General features: G+C 59.4%; 19 protein-coding genes. 12 read left to right on the top strand and 7 right to left on the bottom strand.

The genetic code is table 11. The annotated features are described in order from the left end of the window. Positions 1–687 carry a response regulator transcription factor gene (locus ABLN94_RS21975; protein WP_058283107.1) on the bottom strand — a complete coding sequence of 229 codons (687 nt, stop codon included), beginning with the start codon at positions 685–687 and terminating at the stop codon, positions 1–3. Between the two features lie 162 nt (positions 688–849). On the opposite strand from ABLN94_RS21975, the gene ribA reads away from it, so the two are divergent. Together ribA and ABLN94_RS21965 are read left to right on the top strand one after the other, a co-directional pair. Beyond that, complete coding sequence (gene ribA / locus ABLN94_RS21970; RefSeq protein ID WP_352996457.1) at positions 850–1944, top strand: GTP cyclohydrolase II; 1095 nt, start codon at positions 850–852, stop codon at positions 1942–1944. After that, on the top strand, positions 1941–2441 hold the full coding sequence (locus ABLN94_RS21965; RefSeq protein ID WP_352996455.1) for a L,D-transpeptidase family protein: 501 nt from the start codon (positions 1941–1943) through the stop codon (positions 2439–2441). Before ribA ends, ABLN94_RS21965 begins: the two co-directional genes overlap by 4 nt. On the opposite strand, the gene ABLN94_RS21960 is transcribed toward ABLN94_RS21965, so the two are convergent. Both ABLN94_RS21960 and ABLN94_RS21955 read right to left on the bottom strand, forming a co-directional pair. Further along, positions 2425–3084, bottom strand: coding sequence for a YggS family pyridoxal phosphate-dependent enzyme (locus ABLN94_RS21960; protein ID WP_352996453.1), 660 nt, complete (start codon positions 3082–3084; stop codon positions 2425–2427). The two genes, ABLN94_RS21965 and ABLN94_RS21960, sit on opposite strands and share 17 nt — an antisense overlap. A gap of 103 nt (positions 3085–3187) precedes the next feature. Continuing rightward, entirely contained in the window at positions 3188–4264 is a 1077-nt protein-coding gene (locus tag ABLN94_RS21955) for a porin (RefSeq protein WP_352996451.1), read from the bottom strand. Positions 4265–4547: 283 nt separating this feature from the next. Between ABLN94_RS21955 and ABLN94_RS21950 the strand changes: the two genes are divergently transcribed. The 4 genes from ABLN94_RS21950 to holA all read left to right on the top strand — a co-directional run bounded on the left by ABLN94_RS21950 (position 4548) and on the right by holA (position 9161). After that, positions 4548–5033: a DUF3576 domain-containing protein gene (locus ABLN94_RS21950; RefSeq protein WP_352996449.1), complete on the top strand. Its 486-nt coding sequence runs from the start codon at positions 4548–4550 to the stop codon at positions 5031–5033. 72 nt (positions 5034–5105) lie between these two features. Next, the gene (gene leuS / locus ABLN94_RS21945) at positions 5106–7658 is read left to right on the top strand and encodes a leucine--tRNA ligase (RefSeq protein ID WP_352996447.1); all 2553 of its coding nucleotides are present in this window, start codon (positions 5106–5108) and stop codon (positions 7656–7658) included. After that, positions 7645–8136: an LPS assembly lipoprotein LptE gene (gene lptE / locus ABLN94_RS21940; RefSeq protein WP_170494939.1), complete on the top strand. Its 492-nt coding sequence runs from the start codon at positions 7645–7647 to the stop codon at positions 8134–8136. The genes leuS and lptE overlap by 14 nt, the downstream gene beginning before the upstream one ends. Next, a complete protein-coding gene (gene holA / locus ABLN94_RS21935) occupies positions 8133–9161 on the top strand; it encodes a DNA polymerase III subunit delta (protein WP_352996444.1) in 1029 nt (342 codons plus the stop codon). The genes lptE and holA overlap by 4 nt, the downstream gene beginning before the upstream one ends. Here the strand turns inward: holA and ABLN94_RS21930 are convergent. Continuing rightward, positions 9158–10339 (bottom strand): TIGR03862 family flavoprotein, encoded by a 1182-nt coding sequence (locus ABLN94_RS21930; protein ID WP_352996442.1) that lies wholly within the window; start codon positions 10337–10339, stop codon positions 9158–9160. The two genes, holA and ABLN94_RS21930, sit on opposite strands and share 4 nt — an antisense overlap. A 48-nt stretch (positions 10340–10387) precedes the next feature. Between ABLN94_RS21930 and ABLN94_RS21925 the strand changes: the two genes are divergently transcribed. Continuing rightward, positions 10388–10684 (top strand): HNH endonuclease, encoded by a 297-nt coding sequence (locus ABLN94_RS21925; protein WP_352996440.1) that lies wholly within the window; start codon positions 10388–10390, stop codon positions 10682–10684. Here the strand turns inward: ABLN94_RS21925 and ABLN94_RS21920 are convergent, their stop codons facing one another. The 3 genes from ABLN94_RS21920 to ABLN94_RS21910 are packed head-to-tail and all read right to left on the bottom strand — an operon-like array spanning position 10685 to position 12767. After that, positions 10685–11422 (bottom strand): VOC family protein, encoded by a 738-nt coding sequence (locus ABLN94_RS21920; RefSeq protein WP_352996438.1) that lies wholly within the window; start codon positions 11420–11422, stop codon positions 10685–10687. Then, complete coding sequence (locus tag ABLN94_RS21915; RefSeq protein WP_352996436.1) at positions 11419–12027, bottom strand: enoyl-CoA hydratase/isomerase family protein; 609 nt, start codon at positions 12025–12027, stop codon at positions 11419–11421. Before ABLN94_RS21915 ends, ABLN94_RS21920 begins: the two co-directional genes overlap by 4 nt. Then, positions 12024–12767 carry an SDR family oxidoreductase gene (locus ABLN94_RS21910; RefSeq protein WP_170495038.1) on the bottom strand — a complete coding sequence of 248 codons (744 nt, stop codon included), beginning with the start codon at positions 12765–12767 and terminating at the stop codon, positions 12024–12026. Before ABLN94_RS21910 ends, ABLN94_RS21915 begins: the two co-directional genes overlap by 4 nt. A 139-nt stretch (positions 12768–12906) precedes the next feature. Between ABLN94_RS21910 and ABLN94_RS21905 the strand changes: the two genes are divergently transcribed. The 5 genes from ABLN94_RS21905 (at position 12907) to lpxK (ending at position 19328) form a co-directional block, all read left to right on the top strand. Further along, positions 12907–14430: a DUF2125 domain-containing protein gene (locus tag ABLN94_RS21905; RefSeq protein WP_352996434.1), complete on the top strand. Its 1524-nt coding sequence runs from the start codon at positions 12907–12909 to the stop codon at positions 14428–14430. Positions 14431–14976: 546 nt separating this feature from the next. After that, positions 14977–16323: a TldD/PmbA family protein gene (locus ABLN94_RS21900; RefSeq protein WP_352996432.1), complete on the top strand. Its 1347-nt coding sequence runs from the start codon at positions 14977–14979 to the stop codon at positions 16321–16323. Further along, complete coding sequence (locus tag ABLN94_RS21895) at positions 16310–17110, top strand: inositol monophosphatase family protein (protein ID WP_352996430.1); 801 nt, start codon at positions 16310–16312, stop codon at positions 17108–17110. The genes ABLN94_RS21900 and ABLN94_RS21895 overlap by 14 nt, the downstream gene beginning before the upstream one ends. Next, the gene (locus ABLN94_RS21890; protein ID WP_352996428.1) at positions 17107–18330 is read left to right on the top strand and encodes a 3-deoxy-D-manno-octulosonic acid transferase; all 1224 of its coding nucleotides are present in this window, start codon (positions 17107–17109) and stop codon (positions 18328–18330) included. The genes ABLN94_RS21895 and ABLN94_RS21890 overlap by 4 nt, the downstream gene beginning before the upstream one ends. Further along, positions 18330–19328 carry a tetraacyldisaccharide 4'-kinase gene (gene lpxK / locus ABLN94_RS21885; protein WP_352996426.1) on the top strand — a complete coding sequence of 333 codons (999 nt, stop codon included), beginning with the start codon at positions 18330–18332 and terminating at the stop codon, positions 19326–19328. Before ABLN94_RS21890 ends, lpxK begins: the two co-directional genes overlap by 1 nt. Positions 19329–19352 lie beyond the last annotated feature (24 nt).

The raw sequence follows: 19352 nt of genomic DNA, 5'->3' as shown, positions 1-19352 counted from the left end.
TTAAGAGACCAATCGATATCCGCCCGATTCTGTGACCAAAAGGCGCGCATTCGACGGGTCGGGCTCGATCTTCTGGCGCAGACGATAGATGTGAGTCTCAAGCGTGTGGGTGGTGACGCCAGCGTTATAGCCCCAGACCTCGTGCAGCAGGACATCGCGAGCAACTACACCATCAGTCGAACGGTACAGAAACTTGAGAATGTTGGTTTCTTTCTCGGTCAGCCGGATTTTGCGATCCTCTTCGGTGATCAGCATCTTCATCGCGGGCTTGAAGGTGTACGGCCCCAGAACAAAGACCGCATCCTCGGATTGTTCGTGCTGACGCAGCTGCGCGCGAATGCGGGCCAGAAGAACCGGAAACTTGAAAGGTTTGGAGACATAATCGTTGGCCCCAGCGTCCAAACCCAAGATCGTATCTGCATCGCTGTCATGGCCAGTCAGCATAAGAATCGGGCTTTTGACGCCTTGTTTGCGCATCAGGCGGCACAGCTCGCGCCCATCAGTATCCGGCAGGCCGACGTCCAGAATGACCAGATCGTAGATCGCTTCGCGCGCGCGCTCCATCGCTGACTGACCGTCATGAGCTTCGAACACGTCGAAATCCTCGGTCATCACAAGTTGTTCGCTGAGCGCCTCGCGCAGGTCTTCGTCGTCATCCACCAGCAGGATTTTCTTGAGCTGAGCCATGTCCGGTCCTCCTAAGCCTTTTCCACCACTTGCGGGCGGAAGATGCAATCAACAAGGTTTACTGCAGTCGTTTCACGCCCTCGTGTCTGAGGCGGAGGAAATGTTTCACATTTCCGTCTGATCAGGCTAGGAGAAGGGCCAAATCGTTACAGGTTAGTACAGATGAGTCTCGTCCCGGATGTATCAGAATTGCTTGCTCGGGCCCGTGCGGATTTGCGCATGGGGGTCCCGGTAGCCCTGACCGATGACAGCGGTTTCAGCGTCCTGGCCGTCGCGACAGAAACGCTTAGCGCGCAACGTCTTGCAGATTTGCGTGGGCTAGGCGGTGAGCCGGTCGTCACCATCACCGGACGTCGGGCTGAGACGCTGAAGGCGCGAGCCTATGATGGTGATCTGGCGCGGGTAATTATCCCTGCGGATGTGGATATCGCGTGGGTTCAGGCGGTGGCAGATCCATCGGACGACCTGAACGCACCGATGAAAGGCCCCCTGATGACTGAACGTCAGGGCAACGCCAACCTGCACCGTATTGCCATTGCCCTGACCAAGTCAGCACGCCTGCTGCCTGCAGCGGTTGTTGTGCCCATTGAGGACGGTCGCGATTTTGCAGTGACACATGGCCTGACATGCATCGATCACACCCGCGCGGCCCCGCATCTGGCTGATCGCAGTGAACTGCACGAAGTTGTTGCGGCCCGTTTGCCAATGGAAGTGTCCGAAGCCGGACGACTCCATGTGTTCCGACCCGAGGACGGTGGCGAAGAGCATTACGCCGTCGAAATCGGTCGTCCTGATCGGGAAAAGCCAGTCTTGGCGCGCCTGCACTCGGCCTGTTTCACAGGTGACCTAATGGGCAGTCTGAAATGCGACTGCGGCCCCCAATTGCGCGGCGCGCTGGCGCAGATGGGCTCGGAAGGGGCCGGAATTCTGCTGTACCTGAATCAAGAGGGGCGCGGAATCGGACTGGCCAACAAGATGCGGGCCTATTTTCTGCAGGATCAGGGCTTTGACACGGTCGAGGCCAATCACCGGCTGGGATTCGAGGATGACGAGCGCGATTTCCGGCTTGGCTCGGACATTCTGAAATCTCTGGGTTTCAGCTCGGTTCGGTTGCTCACCAACAACCCTGCGAAAATCGCGATGATGGAGAATACCGGAATCGCCGTCACCGAGCGCGTCCCTTTGAAAGTTGGCGAAACTGCTCATAACCAGGGGTATCTGGCAACCAAGGCGGCTAAATCAGGGCATCTGCTGTGACGCCTGATGATCTAGTGCTGACCCCGCGCGGAGTGCGGTTTGCCGGGCGGGTCTTTCCCTGTTCTATCGGTAAAGGCGGACTGAGCAACACCAAACGCGAAGGAGATGGGGCCACACCGACAGGCACGCATCACATCGTCGGGATGCTGTATCGGCCGGACCGAATTACAAAACCTGCCGAATGGGCGATTCCCATCGGCCCTCGCGATCTATGGTCAGATGATGACCAGGACAGCCGCTACAACACCCTCGTCAGCGCGCCTTACAGTTTCAGCCATGAAAAACTGCGCCGTGCCGATCCCTTATATGATCTGGTGCTGATCACCGACTGGAACTGGCCCAACTCGGTACCAGGTCACGGGTCGGCGATTTTCATCCATCAGTGGCGGCGCCCCGGCTATCCGACCGAGGGTTGCATCGCCTTCCGCCGCGATCACCTGCGATGGATCGCGGAAAAGGTCTCCTTGGGCACGCGTCTTATTATTCCTCAGGCTTAACGCGCGCACCAAATATGGCGGAACCCACGCGCACGTGGGTGGCCCCCAAGGCGATGGCTTGCTCAAAGTCCCCACTCATCCCCATAGAGAGACCAACCAGACCGTTGCGCTCTGCAATCTTCGCCAGCAGAGCGAAATGCAGTGAGGGCTCTTCTTCAACCGGCGGGATGCACATCAGGCCCTGAACCGGCAGGTCCAGACCCCGGCACTCTGCGATGAAGGCATCGGCCTCTGCGGGCAGGATACCAGCCTTCTGTTCTTCTTCCCCGGTATTGACCTGAATGAACAGGTCCGGACATGTGCCCATGTCCTGCGCCAGCCGCGCCAGTGTTTTAGCCAGTTTAGGCCGGTCGACCGAATGGATTGTGCTGAACAACTCGATCGCCTGTCTGGCCTTGTTCGTTTGCAGCGGGCCGATCAAATGAAGATCGATATCTGAGAACTGCTCCATAAAGATTGGCCATTTCCCGGCAGCTTCCTGAACCCGGTTTTCACCGAAACACCGATGGCCCTGCTCCAGAACGGCCTGAACGCGTTCATTCGGCTGCACCTTGGAAACGGCGATCAGTTTAACTGACCCAGCAGGCTGCCCAGCAGCGGTTTCAGCTTTGGTGATGCGGGCAGTGATATCTTGCAGCGACATAGGGTTCCTCAATCTGCTTTGACCGCAGAGAAACACCAAGTCGGCACAAAAGAAAAGGGCAGGTCCGAGGACCTGCCCTTAAACCTTGCGGTTTCAGATCAACTTAGAAGTTGAACTGCGCACCGAAGTCAGCTTGGATTTGCGAGTCGCAAACGCTGCAGTCGTTCTGGCCGATACCACCGCGCAGCGATGCACCGCCGCCCAGGTCGTAGATGGCACCAATAGCGAACTGCTGGGTGTCAGCGTCAGCCGAACCGTCACCGTAGGCGAACAGCAGGGTGGTTGCGGCGCCCAGGTTGTAGGCAGCCGACAGACCCCAAGCGGTGCCGTCGGTTTCGTAGAAGCGGTTACCGATCCGCTCAGGAGCGGTGTCGTCTTCGTCAGCAACAAACAGGGTACCCGAGAAGTCGCCGAATTCAGCACCCAGGGTCAGAACCAACAGGCTTGGGTCGTCGCCCAGGTCACCCGCGTCGGTTTGACCATAGGCCAGAGCTGCGGTGACGTTGTTGAAGGTGTAGGTTGCGCTGATGTCCCAACGGTCTGCGTCGGTGGTGTTACCGGTGCCGCCGCCTTCGAAGAAGGTGCGCTGGTCATACGAAGCGCCAAACGCAAAGTCGCCAACTGCGTACTGGAAGAACACAGCGTTCGAACCCGGGTTGTCGCCCGAAACATAGCTCAGGAAGCTGTAGTCAACGCCCGAGTACTGACCTGCGAACAGTTCCAGACCAACTTCGTTACCGTAGTAGTTTGCGAGGTTGTCGAACGAACCGGCAACGTTGCCGGCGTCAACACGCAGACCACCGTAGATAACCGAGAAGCGCGCGCCGTTCAGCTTAGCATTGTTTGCTTCGCCGTTGCCGTTGTCTTCGTCGGCTTGCAGACGTACACGGCCTTCAAAGCGAACGCCACCGTCAGTTTCAGTGAAACCGTCGATGTTCAGACGGAAGCGCGATACCAGGATGGTGCTGTCGGTGTCAGCGAAGGTACTAGCATCGGTGATTACTGTGGTACCGCCGTCGACAGTGGTCGCTGTGATAGTGGTCGTATCAGTTGCGTCAGCACGGTCTTCCAGGTAGCCCAGACCAAAACGGCCGTAACCGCTGAAGTTAACGCCCGACTCGGCCGCTGCAACACCTGCTGTTGCGATCAGAGCCGTCGTTGCGAAGAGAACTTTTTTCATCTTGTTTCCCTCGGTTTCAAAAAGTTTTTCTACTCGACATATGCCTCAGCACATGTCTCAGCACGGGAACCGTTTCGCTCTTTTTGCCCCCAACACGCAAGCTTGGCATAAATGATTTGACTGCATTGACCGAAAATTGGTGCAAGGATGCCACAGTCTGTTTTCGTGGCCTTACCAGCCCCACGCCCACCCTTACGTGACAATAAGAGGGTTGTTGCTGAACAGGTCCTTGTCTAGGAGTATCCCTGACAACGTAGACCAAAGTGAACAGGACCAGTCGATAATGCGCCTGCAAACGATTTTCGGTTTGATCATAATGACCGCTGCCGTGTCGGCCTGCGGACAGAATCGGGGTGCCGATCCGAACCCGAATGTTCTTGCTACCGGCGGCAATTCTGACGAACAAGAGTTCAACGATCCGGAACGCTCGACCATCTGGGATCTGTTTAGCGGCGCCAACTCAGAACAGGTCACAAGTGTGAATCGCTATCTGTGGGCCGCTTCTTTGGATGTTCTGAATTTCCTACCGGTCCAGGAAGTTGACCCATTTACTGGTGTAATCGTAACGGGATACGGCACACCTCCGGGTGGAGGGCGACAGTATCGTGCCACAGTTCACATCAGTGATCCGGCTCTGGCAGCGCGGTCTTTGTCGGTTGCACTGCAGACAAGCGGTGGTGCTCCGGTCAGCGCAGCCACCACTCGCGCGATCGAAGATGCAATCCTGTCTCGCGCCCGTCAGTTGCGCATTGCGGACAACAAGCTCTAGCAACTCGCCGAAAATCACAATATTACCACGCCGGGTTCACGCCCGGCGTTTTTATTCACGAAGGACCGCACGATGTCTCGCTACTCGGCCAACGAAATCGAAGCAAAATGGCAAGAGGCCTGGGACAAGGCCGGAATCTTCACCGCCAAACGTACGGCGGACAAGCCGAAATACTACGTGCTTGAGATGTTCCCCTACCCGTCGGGGCGAATCCATATGGGGCACGTGCGCAACTATACGATGGGTGACGTGATCGCGCGTCATAAGCTGGCAACCGGGCATAACGTACTTCACCCGATGGGCTGGGATGCGTTCGGGATGCCTGCGGAAAACGCCGCGATGGCCATTGGCGGTCACCCCAAGGACTGGACCTATAGCAACATTGCCGACATGCGCGGCCAAATGAAGCCTTTGGGCCTGTCGATCGACTGGTCGCGTGAATTTGCCACCTGTGACCCAGAATACTACGGCCAACAGCAGGCTCTGTTTCTGGATATGCTCGAAGCCGGGCTGGTCTACCGCAAGAACGCCGTGGTGAACTGGGACCCGGTCGATATGACCGTTCTGGCCAACGAGCAGGTGGAAAACGGGCGCGGCTGGCGCTCGGGTGCGCTGGTGGAACGGCGGGAACTGACGCAGTGGTTCTTCAAGATTTCGGACTATTCCGAGGAACTGCTGGACGCGCTGGACACACTGGAGAACTGGCCCGCCAAGGTCCGCTTGATGCAGGAGAACTGGATCGGCAAGTCTCGTGGTCTGCAATTCGGCTTTGAACGCACCGATGGCGGAGAGCCGATCACCGTCTATACGACTCGCCCCGACACGCTGTTGGGCGCCTCTTTCGTTGGTATCTCGCCGGATCACCCGATTGCCAAGGCTTTGGAGACCACAAACCCCGAAGTCGCTGAATTCGTGGCCGAATGCCGCAAGGGCGGCACCACCGAAGAGGCCATCGAGACCGCCGAGAAGCTGGGCTATGACACCGGCATCCGAGTCAAGCACCCGCTGGATCCGAACTGGGAGCTGCCGGTCTGGATCGCCAACTTCATCCTCATGGACTATGGCACCGGCGCGATCTTTGCCTGCCCGGCGCATGACCAGCGAGACCTCGACTTCTGCCGCAAATACGGCCTGCCCGTGGTCGATACCTTCTTTGCGCTGGATGATGACACACCGGTCGACAAGATCGCATTTGTCCCGCCGAAAACCGAAAAAGTCCGCTGGGTGAATCATTTCGCGGGCCTGACCGAGGCCACAGGCGACGAGGCCATCAACACCACCGTCGATTTCGCCGAAAAGGCGGGCTGGGGTGAAGGAGTTACAAAATTCCGCCTGCGTGACTGGGGTCTCAGCCGCCAACGCTACTGGGGCTGTCCGATTCCCGTGGTGCATTGTGAGAAATGCGGCACGGTGTCCGAGAAGAAAGAGAACCTGCCGATCGAACTGCCCTATGACGATGGCAACGGCAAACCCATCGACTTCTCGATCCCCGGCAACCCACTGGACCGCCACCCCAATTGGCGAGACACTCCTTGCCCGTCCTGCGGCGCGCCGGCCAAGCGCGAAACCGATACGATGGACACGTTTGTCGATTCGTCCTGGTACTACGCCCGCTTCACCGCCCCGCGCGCCGAGACGCCGACCGATCTGGCCGAGGCCGAATACTGGATGAACGTCGACCAGTATATCGGCGGCATTGAGCATGCGATTCTACACCTGCTCTATTCCCGCTTCTTTGCGCGGGCGATGCAGATTACCGGGCATCTGCCGAAAAAGGCCATCGAGCCCTTCGATGCGCTGTTCACTCAAGGCATGGTCACGCACGAAATCTACCAGACCCGCGATGCCAAAGGCCGACCGATCTATCACCTGCCCGAGGATGTGACCGACGGCAAATTGACGGACGGCACCGAGGTTGAGATCATCCCCTCGGCCAAAATGTCGAAATCCAAGAAGAACGTGGTCGATCCGGTCAGCATCATTTCGGCCTTTGGCGCAGATACCGCGCGTTGGTTCGTGCTGTCCGATTCACCGCCCGAGCGGGACGTGGAATGGACCGCATCTGGGGCCGAGGCCGCATTCAAGCACCTCAGCCGTGTGCATCGCATTGCTTCCGAGATCGCGGAATCGGACATCCCGGCCAATGCCGAGGACGAAACGCTGCTGCGCGAGATGCACAAGGCCATCCACGACGTCACCGGTGGTGTGGAGTCTTTTGGCTTTAACGCCTCAATCGCCAAGCTTTATGCCTTCACCAACACTCTGGCCAAATCCAAGGCAGGCACCTCAGCCAAACGCGAGGCGGCTAAAACGCTGGCTCAACTGATGTCGCCCATGACCCCGCATTTGTCCGAGGAACTCTGGCAGCTCTTGGGCGGTGAAGGAATGGTTGCAACAGCACCATGGCCCATCGCGGACGAAGCAATGTTGGTCGATGACACGATTACCCTACCGATCCAGATTAACGGCAAGCGCCGCGCGGAAATCAGCGTGGCCAAGGATATGGCCAAGGACGAGGTTGAAAAAATCGCGCTCAGCACCGAAGCTGTGCAAAAGGCGCTGGATGGCAATGCGCCGAAGAAGGTGATTGTTGTTCCGGGCCGAATCGTAAATGTCGTTGTTTGATCGCAGAACCCTGTTGATGATGCCGCTGGCGCTCGCCGCCTGCGGCTTTGAACCTGTCTACGCACCCGGAGGGTCGGGCGCTGCACTGAACGGCCAGGTCCAGGTATCAGCCCCAAACACAACCGATAGCTACCAGTTGGTCCAGAACCTCGAGCAACGGTTGGGCCGCAGCGCAAGCTCGGGTAGCGCCTACGATTTGGACGTGAGCGTTGCCACCGTGACACGGGCTGCCGCGATCACGACGACAAACGAAACCAATCGCTATTCCATTGATGGTGAGGCGACCTACACCCTCAGATCAAATGAAACCGGGCAGGTGATTGCCTCAGGCTCTGTCGAGGACTTTGTCGGGTATTCCGCGGCCGGATCGACAGTTTCGACGCTGGCAGACGAGCGTGACGCCAAGAAACGGTTGATGGTGATTCTATCGGATCAGATCGTGAACCAGCTATATGCAGCGCCGGGTCTTGGCACATGAAGCTCAGCCCGCGCGAGGCTGAAGGGTATTTCGCCCGTCCAGACGCCGACAAGGCCGGGCTGCTGATCTACGGCGCGGATGCGATGCGCGTGGCGCTGAAACGCCAGCAGGTTCTGGCCGCGCTTCTGGGTGCCAGTGCCGAAGAGGAAATGCGGCTGACCCGGATGCCCGGAGCAGATCTGCGCAGCGATCCCGCTCTCTTGCTGGATGCGGTCAAAGCGGTAGGGTTCTTCCCCGGCCCGCGCGCCGTTTTTGTCGAAGACACCACCGACGTTGCCGCCCCTGCGATCCTCGCGGCGTTCGAGGACTGGGCCCCCGGCGATGCCCAGATCATCGTCACTGCCGGGCAGTTGAAACCCAGTTCGAAAATCCGGAAGGCATTCGAGGCTCACCCAGCAACGTACGCAGTTGGTATCTATGACGATCCACCTTCACGCGGTGAAATCGAGCGGATCCTTTCTGAGGCCGGAGTACAAAACATCCCCCGCGACTCGATGTCGGCTATCACTGAGTTGGCCACCGGAATCAGTCCCGGTGACTTCGCACAAACAATTGAAAAGCTGTCTCTTTACAAGCGCGGAGACAGCTCCGAGTTGACCATAGAAGACATCGAAGCCTGTGCCCCTCGCTCGACCGAGGCCGCGCTGGATGACGTTCTGAACGTGGTCGCCGAAGGCCGCGCTGGCGAGATCGGTCCGCTGATCCGTCGATTGCAGTCACAAGGCACCAACGCGGTCAGCTTGTGCATCGGCGCGACACGACATTTCCGGACCCTCTACGCCTGCGCATCCGATCCCGGCGGGGCGGCTCAGGGGATCGGCAAGCTGCGCCCTCCGATCTACGGCAAACGTCGCGATCGAATTTTACGACAGGCGCAGGGATGGGGCGCACCGAAATTGCAGACGGCATTGACCGTTCTCACCGACACCGACTTGTCACTTCGGTCGGCGGGTCAAACAGCGCCTGCAATGGCTTTGGTCGAACGCGCGATGATCCGTTTGGCGATGCTGGCGCGGTCTCGTTAACCCGCTTTCAGCCAGTTCGCCGCCGAGCGTCCAGCCCACCGCCCCGTCGCCAAGCAGGCCGTCAGAAGATAGCCCCCTGTCGGAGCCTCCCAATCCAGCATCTCTCCGGCGCAGAACACGCCGGGCAGCTCGGTCAGCATCAACCCGTCATTCATTGCAGGGCGCTTAACACCGCCTGCCGTCGAAATGGCTTCGTCCATCGGGCGCAAACCAGCGTGCAGGATCGGCAGGTTTTTAAGGGCGCTCGACCATTGTGCTTGTGGAAACGCGTTGCTTTTGACCATCTCATGAAACAGCGCCACTTTCTGCGGTGACATGCGCAGCGACTTTTTCAGCCATTGTGACAGGGTGGTCTTGGATTTCTTCGCCTCCAACCGAGATTGCAGCGTTGCTGTGTCCAAATCAGGCGCCAGATCAACGTATAGTGATGCGCCTTCTCGCAAGGCCGGTGTCAGGGAATACAGCCCCCCGCCTTCCAGCCCGTTCGCCGAGATCGTGGCCTCACCGCGGCTTTGCAACTCTCCGGCTGTCCAGCGCACTGATTTTAATGCCGCGCCAAAATGGGACTGCATGTGAGGGCTCCAATCGACAGACAGCGCCGAGTTGGATGGTGCAAAGGGTGCAATCTCGGCACCCTTGTCCCGCAGGATTTGCGCCCATTGGCCGTCTGAACCCAGCCTGGCCCAACTGGCCCCGCCCAGCGCAAGCACTGTGGCATCCGGGGTGAGGCTCTGCCTGCCATCCAGCGTGTCAAACAGCAGCGTATGACCTTCCCACCCTATCCAGCGCCAACGGGTTTCGATCTGAACACCCGCCCCCTCCAGCCGACCCAACCAGGCCCGCAACAGCGGCGAGGCTTTCATTGCGGTGGGAAACACTCGTCCGGTCGAACCGGTAAACATCTCCTGCCCCAACCCCTGCGCCCAGCTTTGCACCTTGGTTGCATCAAATTCGGCGATTATCGGGCACAGCCAGTCCGACGCCCCACCATATGCGAGCATCAATGTCTCGAACGGTTCGTCCTTGGTCAGATTCAGGCCTGATTTCCCAGCCATCAGGAATTTGCGCGCGACCGAGGGCTTGGCCTCGGCCACCAGCACGCTATGACCTGCGACAGCCAACTCCTCTGCCGCCATCAGGCCCGCGGGACCAGCCCCGATTACCACTGCCTGCGCCATTTTCGTCCTCTTGCCTTCTTCGCCATCCGGCGCAAATTGGTGAATGCCATGTCAAACAGTGACCCGATCTGCCCGCTTTGTGATCGCCCCATACCGGATGGGGGCGGCAGCCTGCACCATCTGATCCCAAAACTCAAAGGGGGCAAGGGCGGACCCACGGTTTTGCTGCATGTGATTTGCCACAAGGAAGTCCACGCCACACTGACCGAGGGCGAGTTGGCGCGTGAGTTCAACACGGTCGAAGCTCTGCGCGCCCACCCCCGTCTGGAAAAATTCCTGAACTGGGTACGCAAACGCCCGCCCGGATTCCGATCAAAAGTACCGGGAAAACGACGCAAGCGCTGATCAACCTGGTCGCACAGGATCACCGAAAGCATCGCGGAGAGAACCCGTCAGGCCCTGAACTTCCAACCCCCGGTAATCTGGTGCGGGCGCAAACTGCGCCCCGGCAAGATGCTGGAATTCCAGCGTGGTATAGGGGCGTTTCCACAGCCATTCACGGTTTTCAACTGACCAGAGGTCCGCATTCGGTGGGACCTCATCGGTGAACGCATAGAAATGCAGATCGAATCCGTACTGGGCCACTTCCTGAACTGAAAGCAGCCGCATGCCCAGTGCGCGGCAGAACGCGTCTTCGGCGGCAATATCCCCTGTGCGCAGGGTAATCTGGCCGATGCAGGCATTGGCAAAAGGGTCGGAGGGATCAGCGGCATTCTCGGGGCGGTTGCCTTCGAAATCATGCTGCAGAAGCTCAATCACAAATCCTTCGGGGTCTTTCAGATGGCACATGTAACCGATGTCGAGAAATTGTTTCGGGTTCGAAACCTGAGCCCCTTTCTGACGCAGATACGCGGCCGCGAGATCGACATCCGGCACGGTGATCCCGATTTTCCAGTATCGTTGCCCGCCATCGTGCGTGTATCCGCCGCCGCCCGGCATCAGCAGCAGATCCGCATCCTGTCCAGCATACCCGGCGCGCTGGTTCGGCCCCTGCGCGCGCGTCTCCATGCCCAGAACCTCCGTGTAGAACCCGGCCAAGCGATCCGGATCGGCAACACGCAGCAGCACAGCGGACAATCTCATCGGCACATCCTTGCAATTCCGGCGGCAATTCGTGGGTCGGCGGACAGGCTGTCTGCCACTAGGTCATGCGCGACAGGCATCAGTTGGTCAGGCTCGACAACACGGTCGATCAGCCCGAATTGATAGGCCTCGTTCGCGGTAATCTTCTGCCCGGCCATCAAAATCATCTTGGTGCGCGCTGATCCGATCAGGGCGGCCATGCGCACAGGGTCTGAAGGCTGCGGCAGAAAACCCAGCTTCATCACTGGGTAAAAGATCTTGGCGTGCGGCACCGCGATGCGCAGATCGCAGGCCAGCACCATGCCATTTGCTCCACCAGCCAGCGTCCCGTTCAATGCCGCAATCGTCAGGCACGGCAAGGCGGCGATGGCACCCGACAACCTCTCCCACAGGTCCGAGGTTGCAAGCCCTGCACGCGCCTCGTCCAGATCGGCCCCGGCGCTGAACACTTTGCCCACGCCGGTCAGGATCAGAGCACGGGCTTCGGTCGCGGCCTCGGCAATATCGACCAGTTCCGCCAGCATCGCTCCGGTCAGCGCGTTGGCCTTTTGCGGGTTGTTGAGCGTAACCGTCCACAACCCATCCGCTTTGGTCAGTTCAATCACGTCAGGCCAACCCTTTTGCGAATGTCCTCGCGCCGAAGCGAGATTTCAGAACCCAGAAATTCATCTGCATCCTTCGAGCACATCCACAACAGCGCCCGTGCAGGCCAGTCGGCGGGGATGTGATCGCTCCAATCCAGCTGGCTGACGGCATTTATGCCGCTGGCCTTGATGACGCGTTGCATATCCGTGGCCACAGTTCCCGGTGACAGGCCCATGGCGCGGATGCCGTGTATGGACTCCTCTAGATGCAGGCATTCGGTCAGCATCTTGGCGCCTGCCTTGGATGCACAATAATGACTCCATGCCTCAATCGCGTTCGTGGCCGCGCCCGAGGAGATCGTGATCACCGTGCCTCCACCTGCGGCGCGCATAACGGGCAGAGCGGCCCGCATCCCGTAGAAGACACCCTTGAGATTGATGTCAATTGCGCTGCTCCAAGCCGCGACATCAGCGTTGGACAGATGAAAGATTGGATCAATTACCCCTGCATTGCCGATCAGCACGTCCAACCCACCGAACCGATCGACGCAATCGGCGACAGCCTGTTCGACTTGAGCGAAATCGCTGACATCGCACTGCAACGCGATAGCATTGTCGCCCAGCGCATCCGCAAGCGCCCCGATTTGATCGCGATTGCGCGCCACCAGGGCAACATTCGCCCCCGCTGCGGCAAATACGCGCCCCGCCTCGGCCCCTATGCCGCGACTGGCCCCTGTTATCAGTACGGTTTTCCCCTGCATTTGGACCCTGTACCTCCGTTGTTTTGAGATTGTGTGAATCTGTACCGCGCCAATGGGGAAAGCGTCCAGCCCTTGCCTCTTGACGCCCGCCGCCGCAAACACGACGATGCCGGCAAAATTGATCAAGAAGGGTTCTCAGATGTCCGTTTTCCTTCGCCGCAGCAGCGGCGCAGTTCTGGCCTATGCCATTGTCACACAAGGCGCGCTCGCCGATGTTACCGCACAACAGGTCTGGGACGACTGGCAGACTTATCTGACCCAGATGGGCTATACGGTAACGGCCGAACAATCCACGTCGGGCGATGTGACCACAATCACCAATATGACTGTCGTCGCTACCGTGCCGGACGCGGATGGGTCGTTCAAGATGACCATGCCGCAGATGACCCTGACGGAAACCGGCGATGGCACGGTCAGCATCGACTTGCCCGAAAGTTTCCCCATGACCGTATCCGGCGAGGAAGAGGGCGAGGTGTTCTCGGTCGATATCGAGTACTACCACACCGGACTGGAAATGGTTGTTTCGGGCGACCCCGACGACATGACGTATGACTATTCCGCCCCCACGCTTGGCCTGAAGCTGGGCGGGCTACAGGTCGATGACGAGACCGTGCCCGATGACATTGTGGCCATGGATCTAAAGATGACCGATCTGACCGGCAGTTCGCAGATGAAAACTGGCGAGACCCGTGCACTAGATCAGAAAATGACCGCCGCCGGGCTAACCTATGATCTGGCGTTCAACGATCCCGAAGGATCAGATGACGGCAAGATAAACGGAACCCTGAACCAACTGAACTTCGAAGGCACCAGCGTGATCCCCGAGGATTTTGACGGTTCCGATCCACAGACCTTCTTCAAGGGCGGTTTCTCGTTCTCGGGCCTCTTCACCTATGCCTCAGGCCAAACCTCGATCGCGGGCACCAGCGAAGGTCAGGCATTCTCGATGGGCAGCGAATCCGAAGGCGGACGGTTCGGCGTCAGCATCGACGAACAGCGGCTGGCCTATGATGTCGAGCAAAACAGCGCCAAAATGGCGGTGACCACGGCCGACCTGCCCTTCCCGATTGAGATAGCGATGGCCAATGCCGGGCTGAAATTCGAATTTCCTGTGCACCAGTCCGAAGAAGTTCAGCCTTTTGGCTTCGCAATCAATCTGACGGATTTCACCATGTCGGACGTTCTTTGGAGCATCTTCGACCCCGCTGGCACCCTTCCGCGTGATCCTGCAACGATCGCGTTGGATACCACCGGCACCGCCAAGGTCCTGACGAACATCTTCGACCCAGCCTCAGTTGAAGCTCTGGAAACATCGGGCGAAGCGCCAGGAGAGCTGCATTCGCTAAAGATCAATGAGCTTCTGGTGTCGCTCGTGGGCGCAAAACTCACCGGTGACGGAGATTTCACCTTCGACAATTCAAATGCCTCAGAGCTCGATGGCCTGCCGACGCCATCGGGTGTAGCGAACCTTCAGCTGGTCGGGGCCAATGCCCTAATCGACAAGCTGATCAGCATGGGTCTGGTGCAGGAAAACCAAGCCGTAGGCGCGCGCATGATGATGGGCATGATGGCGGTTCCCGGCGAAGAGCCCGACACGCTGAATTCGAAAATTGAGTTCACCGAAGACGGACAGATTCTGGCCAACGGTCAGCGCATCAAGTGATAGTGACCGGGCGAAGCTATTCTGAACCGAAGCTTCGCCCGACGCCTTTATTTGGATTACATCTCTAGCTCTTGGTTTAAGGCCCGGGCTATGCACTGTCCAACCTTTCGTTCATCAAAGTACGCACGCGTTGGAGGATCTTGTGACCAGGGGCTCTTTCCATCCCAACAGTATAAAGAACTTTGTGCTCCAAGGCCGCTAGCTCAGCTTCACATGCGCGCAACCAGTCGACTTTTTGGTACTGTAAGGTGAACAGCGCGTTGTCCTGCAACACAACGTAGCTTTCGGATCGCTTGTTGACCGAGCTTGGCTCTTTGCCCTCGGCGACGACATGAGGCGCGACGTTTCGACCTGTATTGATCGCAGACCCGCAAATCGCTCGCGTACCTCAACTCGTGGAAGTTTAAACGGAAATGTAAATCCTTTGCAGATCCGACCCAAATTTGGCCAATCTGTAACAGGAACCAACGTGGGATCTATCTGCCCTCAGGCCTTGCGGGTCGAGCGGTCCAAGGCTAGGTCCAATGTAATACAACCGGAGGCCGCATGACCCGTACACCTGAAGATATCAGCCAGTCCCTGCTGGACGTAGCCCGCAAGGCCGGGGCCGACGCGGCGGATGCCATTGTGATCGACGGGTCTTCGGTATCGGTCGAAGTGCGGGGCGGGGCGCTGGAACATGCCGAGCGGTCCGAGGGTACCGATCTTGGTCTGCGGGTGTTTCTGGGAAAGCGTCAAGCCATCGTCTCAAGCTCGGACAGCCGCCCCGAAACGCTGACAGCCATGGCCGAACGAGCTGTGGCCATGGCCCGCGAGGCGCCCGAAGACCCGTTCACCGGACTGGCTGACGCGGATCAGCTGGCCAAGGACTGGGATCTGCCTGCGCTGGAACTGTTCGACCCTGCCCCGGAACCCGCCGCCGAGGATTTGCTGCGCGATGCTTTGGCCGCCGAGGCCGCAGCGCTTGCCGTTCAAGGGGTTTCGCAAGTTTCCGATGCGGCGGCGGCTTATGGTACGCACCGTGTACATCTGGCTGCGACCAACGGCTTTTCCGGAGGGTACGCCCGCAGCAGCCGCTCAACCTCTTGCGTAGCTATTTCGGGCAAAGGCACGGGGATGGAGCGCGACTATGATGGCGACAGCCGTACCTTCCAAAGCGATCTGCGCAGCCCCGAAGAGATCGGCCGCACTGCAGGTGAACGCGCCGTCGCGCTGGTTGGAGCACAAAAACCCGCGACTGGAACATTTCCGGTTCTGTTTGACGAACGCATCTCATCCTCTCTCATCGGGCATCTGCTCGCGGCCAGCAACGGCGCGGCCATCGCGCGTGGCGCGTCCTGGCTTAAGGACTGTCTGGGCGAACAGGTGTTGCCGGAACATCTGTCACTGATCGAAGACCCGCACCGTCCGCGCATCTCGGGCTCGCGCCCATTCGATGCCGAGGGGCTGGCAACGCAACGGCGCGCCATTGTCGAAAATGGCATTCTGACGGGCTGGACGCTGGACTTGTCCAGCGCGCGCAAACTGGACATGACCTCGACCGGCAATGCCGCGCGCGGTGTGTCTGGTCCACCCTCGCCCAGCAACTGGAACCTCAGCCTGACTCCGGGCAAACACAGCCGCGAAGACTTGCTGCGCGATATGGGCACCGGACTGTTGGTGACGTCGATGATCGGATCGACCATCAATCCGAACACGGGCGAATATTCGCGCGGTGCCTCGGGCTTCTGGGTCGAGAACGGAGAGATCACCCACCCGATTAACGAATGTACTATCGCGGGCAACCTGCGCGATATGCTGAAACGGATCATCCCGGCGAATGACGCGCGCCCATATCTTTCGCGGGTGGTCCCATCGGTGCTGATCGAAGGAATGACACTTGCCGGCAGCTGACCTGCACCTTCTGATCGACGCCGCGCGCGAGGCTGGAAAGATCGCCACCCGTTACTCGGGTGACACGGCGCAGCGCTGGGATAAACCGGATGGCGCGGGACCGGTGACTGAAGCCGACCTGGCGGTCAACGAAATGCTGGAACAACGCCTACCAGCCGCCCGCCCGGGCTATGGCTGGCTGAGTGAAGAGACCGAGGATTCCGATGACCGCCTGGAAAAGGAGCGCGTGTTCATCATCGACCCGATCGACGGCACGCGCAGCTTTGCCGAAGGCTCACGCACCTGGGCGCATTCTCTGGCCGTCGCTGAACGGGGCGAAGTCACGGCGGCAGTGATTTACCTTCCGCGGCGCGATCTGCTTTATGCCGCTGCCAAGGGACGGGGCGCAACGCTGAACGGTGCCAAAATCCGGGTATCCGGGGTTTCGGATCTGGGTTCGTCCGAGATTTTGGCCGCGAAACCCAATTTGGACCCGCGCCATTGGCAGCAAGGCCAAGTGCCCGAGTTCAAGCGGGTCTACCGCCCTTCTCTGGCCTATCGCATGGCCCTCGTCGGGCAAGGACGCTTTGATGGAATGCTGACGCTGCGCCCCAGCTGGGAGTGGGATATTGCGGCCGGCGACCTGATTATTCGGGAGTCAGGTGGCATTTGTTCGAACCGGTTGGGCAATCCCTTGCGCTTCAACAACACGTATCCACGCCTGGACGGCGTGGTCGCGGCGGGCGCGCCTGTCCATCGCGCTTTGCGCACGTTACTTGACCCGAACAGCGCGGGTATTCACCCATGAGCAAGCCGCGTTCCCTTAGTTTGGCGGCATATCGGGTTTTGTCTTGGGGTGTACCCGGCTCGGCCAACCAACCAAAGATAGCCCGACCCGAAGGCGAACTTTTTTGGGTTCACATCAACGCACAGGATCGCCAGCGTGCGGTAGTCGATTTCTGCCGCAGGCTGCAACAGGCCCGTCCCACGTTAAACGTGTTGCTGACAGCCCCGCCTGATTCCGATCTGCAGCGTTGGGAACAGGGGGACTATCCACTGATCCATCTGCCTCAGGAGCAGAGTGTCGCAGCACGAGCGTTTCTGGAGTATTGGCAACCGGATATCGGCCTTTGGGTCGGCGGCGGCCTGATGCCCAACGTGATCACCCGCGCCGAGGAACACAACATCCCACTGATCCTGATTGAGGCCCAGATCGACATCAACGTCGCACGCGGAGCCAAGTGGCTGCCCGATATTACCCGCTTTACGCTCGACTGTTTCCGGTCGATTCTGGCCACGACGTCCCTAACCGCCCGAGCCATCCGCCGCCTTGGGATTGCCTCGAGCAAGGTTACCGAAGCTCCACCCTTGCAGATTAGCGCGAACCCAAACCCTTGGCCCGAGGATGAACTGATCGAAACCAACCACGCCTTGGCTGGCCGTCCGGTCTGGCTGGCGGCGTATGTGATGGACAAAGAGTTCATTTCGGTCCTGAGCGCCCACCGTCAAGCAATGCGGATGCTGCCACGGTTGACGCTGGTATTGCACGTGGCGGACTCGGCCGAAGCCGGGCCATTGCACAGGCGGCTGGAGTCGATGGACCTGCGCTGCACCAACTGGGATATTGTCGGGCAGGTTGAAGATACGACGCAGGTCATTCTGACATCTGAGCCAGAGGACCTTGGTCTGTGGCTCCGGGTGTCACCGGCTACATTCATGGGCAGCTCGCTGGAACGCGGAGCGGGAGGACACGACCCGCTTGTTGCCGTGGCGCTTGGCTCCGCATTGATCCACGGCCCGTTCGTACACCGGCACCAGCAGATTTACGATCAGCTGGACCGGGCCGGGGCTGCACGGTCTGTCCGGACAGCAACCGAACTGGGCGACACCGTGGTTGAACTGCTGTCACCTGACCGGGCCGCGGATATGGCGCTGGCCGGGTGGGAGATCGTGTCTGAGGGCGCACCACAGGCGGATCAACTGATCGACATGGTGCAAGACTGTCTGGATCGACGGAGTACGGATTGATGCGAGCACCTGATTTCTGGAACACCGCACCTGACAAATTGGATTTGCGCGCGCGCCTGCTGGCACCGCTGGGACGCGCTTATGCAGCCGCGACCGCACGGCGGGTTGCATCAGGCACAGGTGTCAAATCAGGCGTCCCGGTCATCTGCATAGGCAACCTGAACGCGGGCGGCACCGGCAAAACCCCAACGGTCATCTGGATAATCGAACAACTGCGTGACGCTTGGCACAAAACGCATGTGGTCACACGCGGCCATGGCGGCTCATTGAAAGGACCGGTGCAAGTTGATCCTGGCAAACACACTGCCGCGCAAGTCGGGGATGAACCGCTTTTGCTGGCCGCCTTTGCCGAGGTTTGGGTGGCCAAGGACCGCGCCGCCGGGGCCCGTGCCGCAGCCGAGGCCGGAGCGACAGTGATTGTCTTGGATGACGGGTTTCAAAACCCCTCGGTCGCCAAGGATTTCTCGGTAATCGTGGTCGATGCCGCGCGCGGGTTCGGCAATGGGCTGTGCCTGCCAGCCGGGCCGTTGCGAGAACCCGTAGACGTTGGACTGAAACGCGCTGATCTGGTGCTGTCACTGGGTGATGCTGAGGCACAAACCCAATTCGCGGACCTTTGGGGTCAGAGGCTAACCGTCCCACACGCGACAGGCGCGGTGGAACCGCTGCAAACCGGTATGGATTGGAGCGACACGCAGGTTTTGGCCTTTGCAGGCATCGGCCACCCTGAAAAGTTCTTTGCCACCCTGCGCCAACAGGGTGCAACCCTTCTGCGGGCCGAAGCTTTGGACGATCACCAACCTCTGACCCCGACCCTGATGACACGGCTGGAAAACGAAGCCCGCCTACTGGGCGCGCAGATGGTCACAACGGAAAAAGACGCCGTGCGCCTTCCTGCCGCGTTCCGAAGCAAGGTCATCACTTTGCCCGTACGTTTGAAAGTGGATGAGGCCGACAAGGTCCGGCAAATGCTGCTGCAGGTCGCTCCGTCGCCCTGAAAGGCGACCGGCCCGAAGCCGGTC

Source organism: Ruegeria sp. SCP11 (assembly GCF_040329455.1).
GTDB lineage: Bacteria > Pseudomonadota > Alphaproteobacteria > Rhodobacterales > Rhodobacteraceae > Ruegeria > Ruegeria atlantica_E.
The sequence above is the reverse complement of the archived record's forward strand: the minus strand, read 5'-3'. Positions and strand labels throughout refer to the sequence as shown.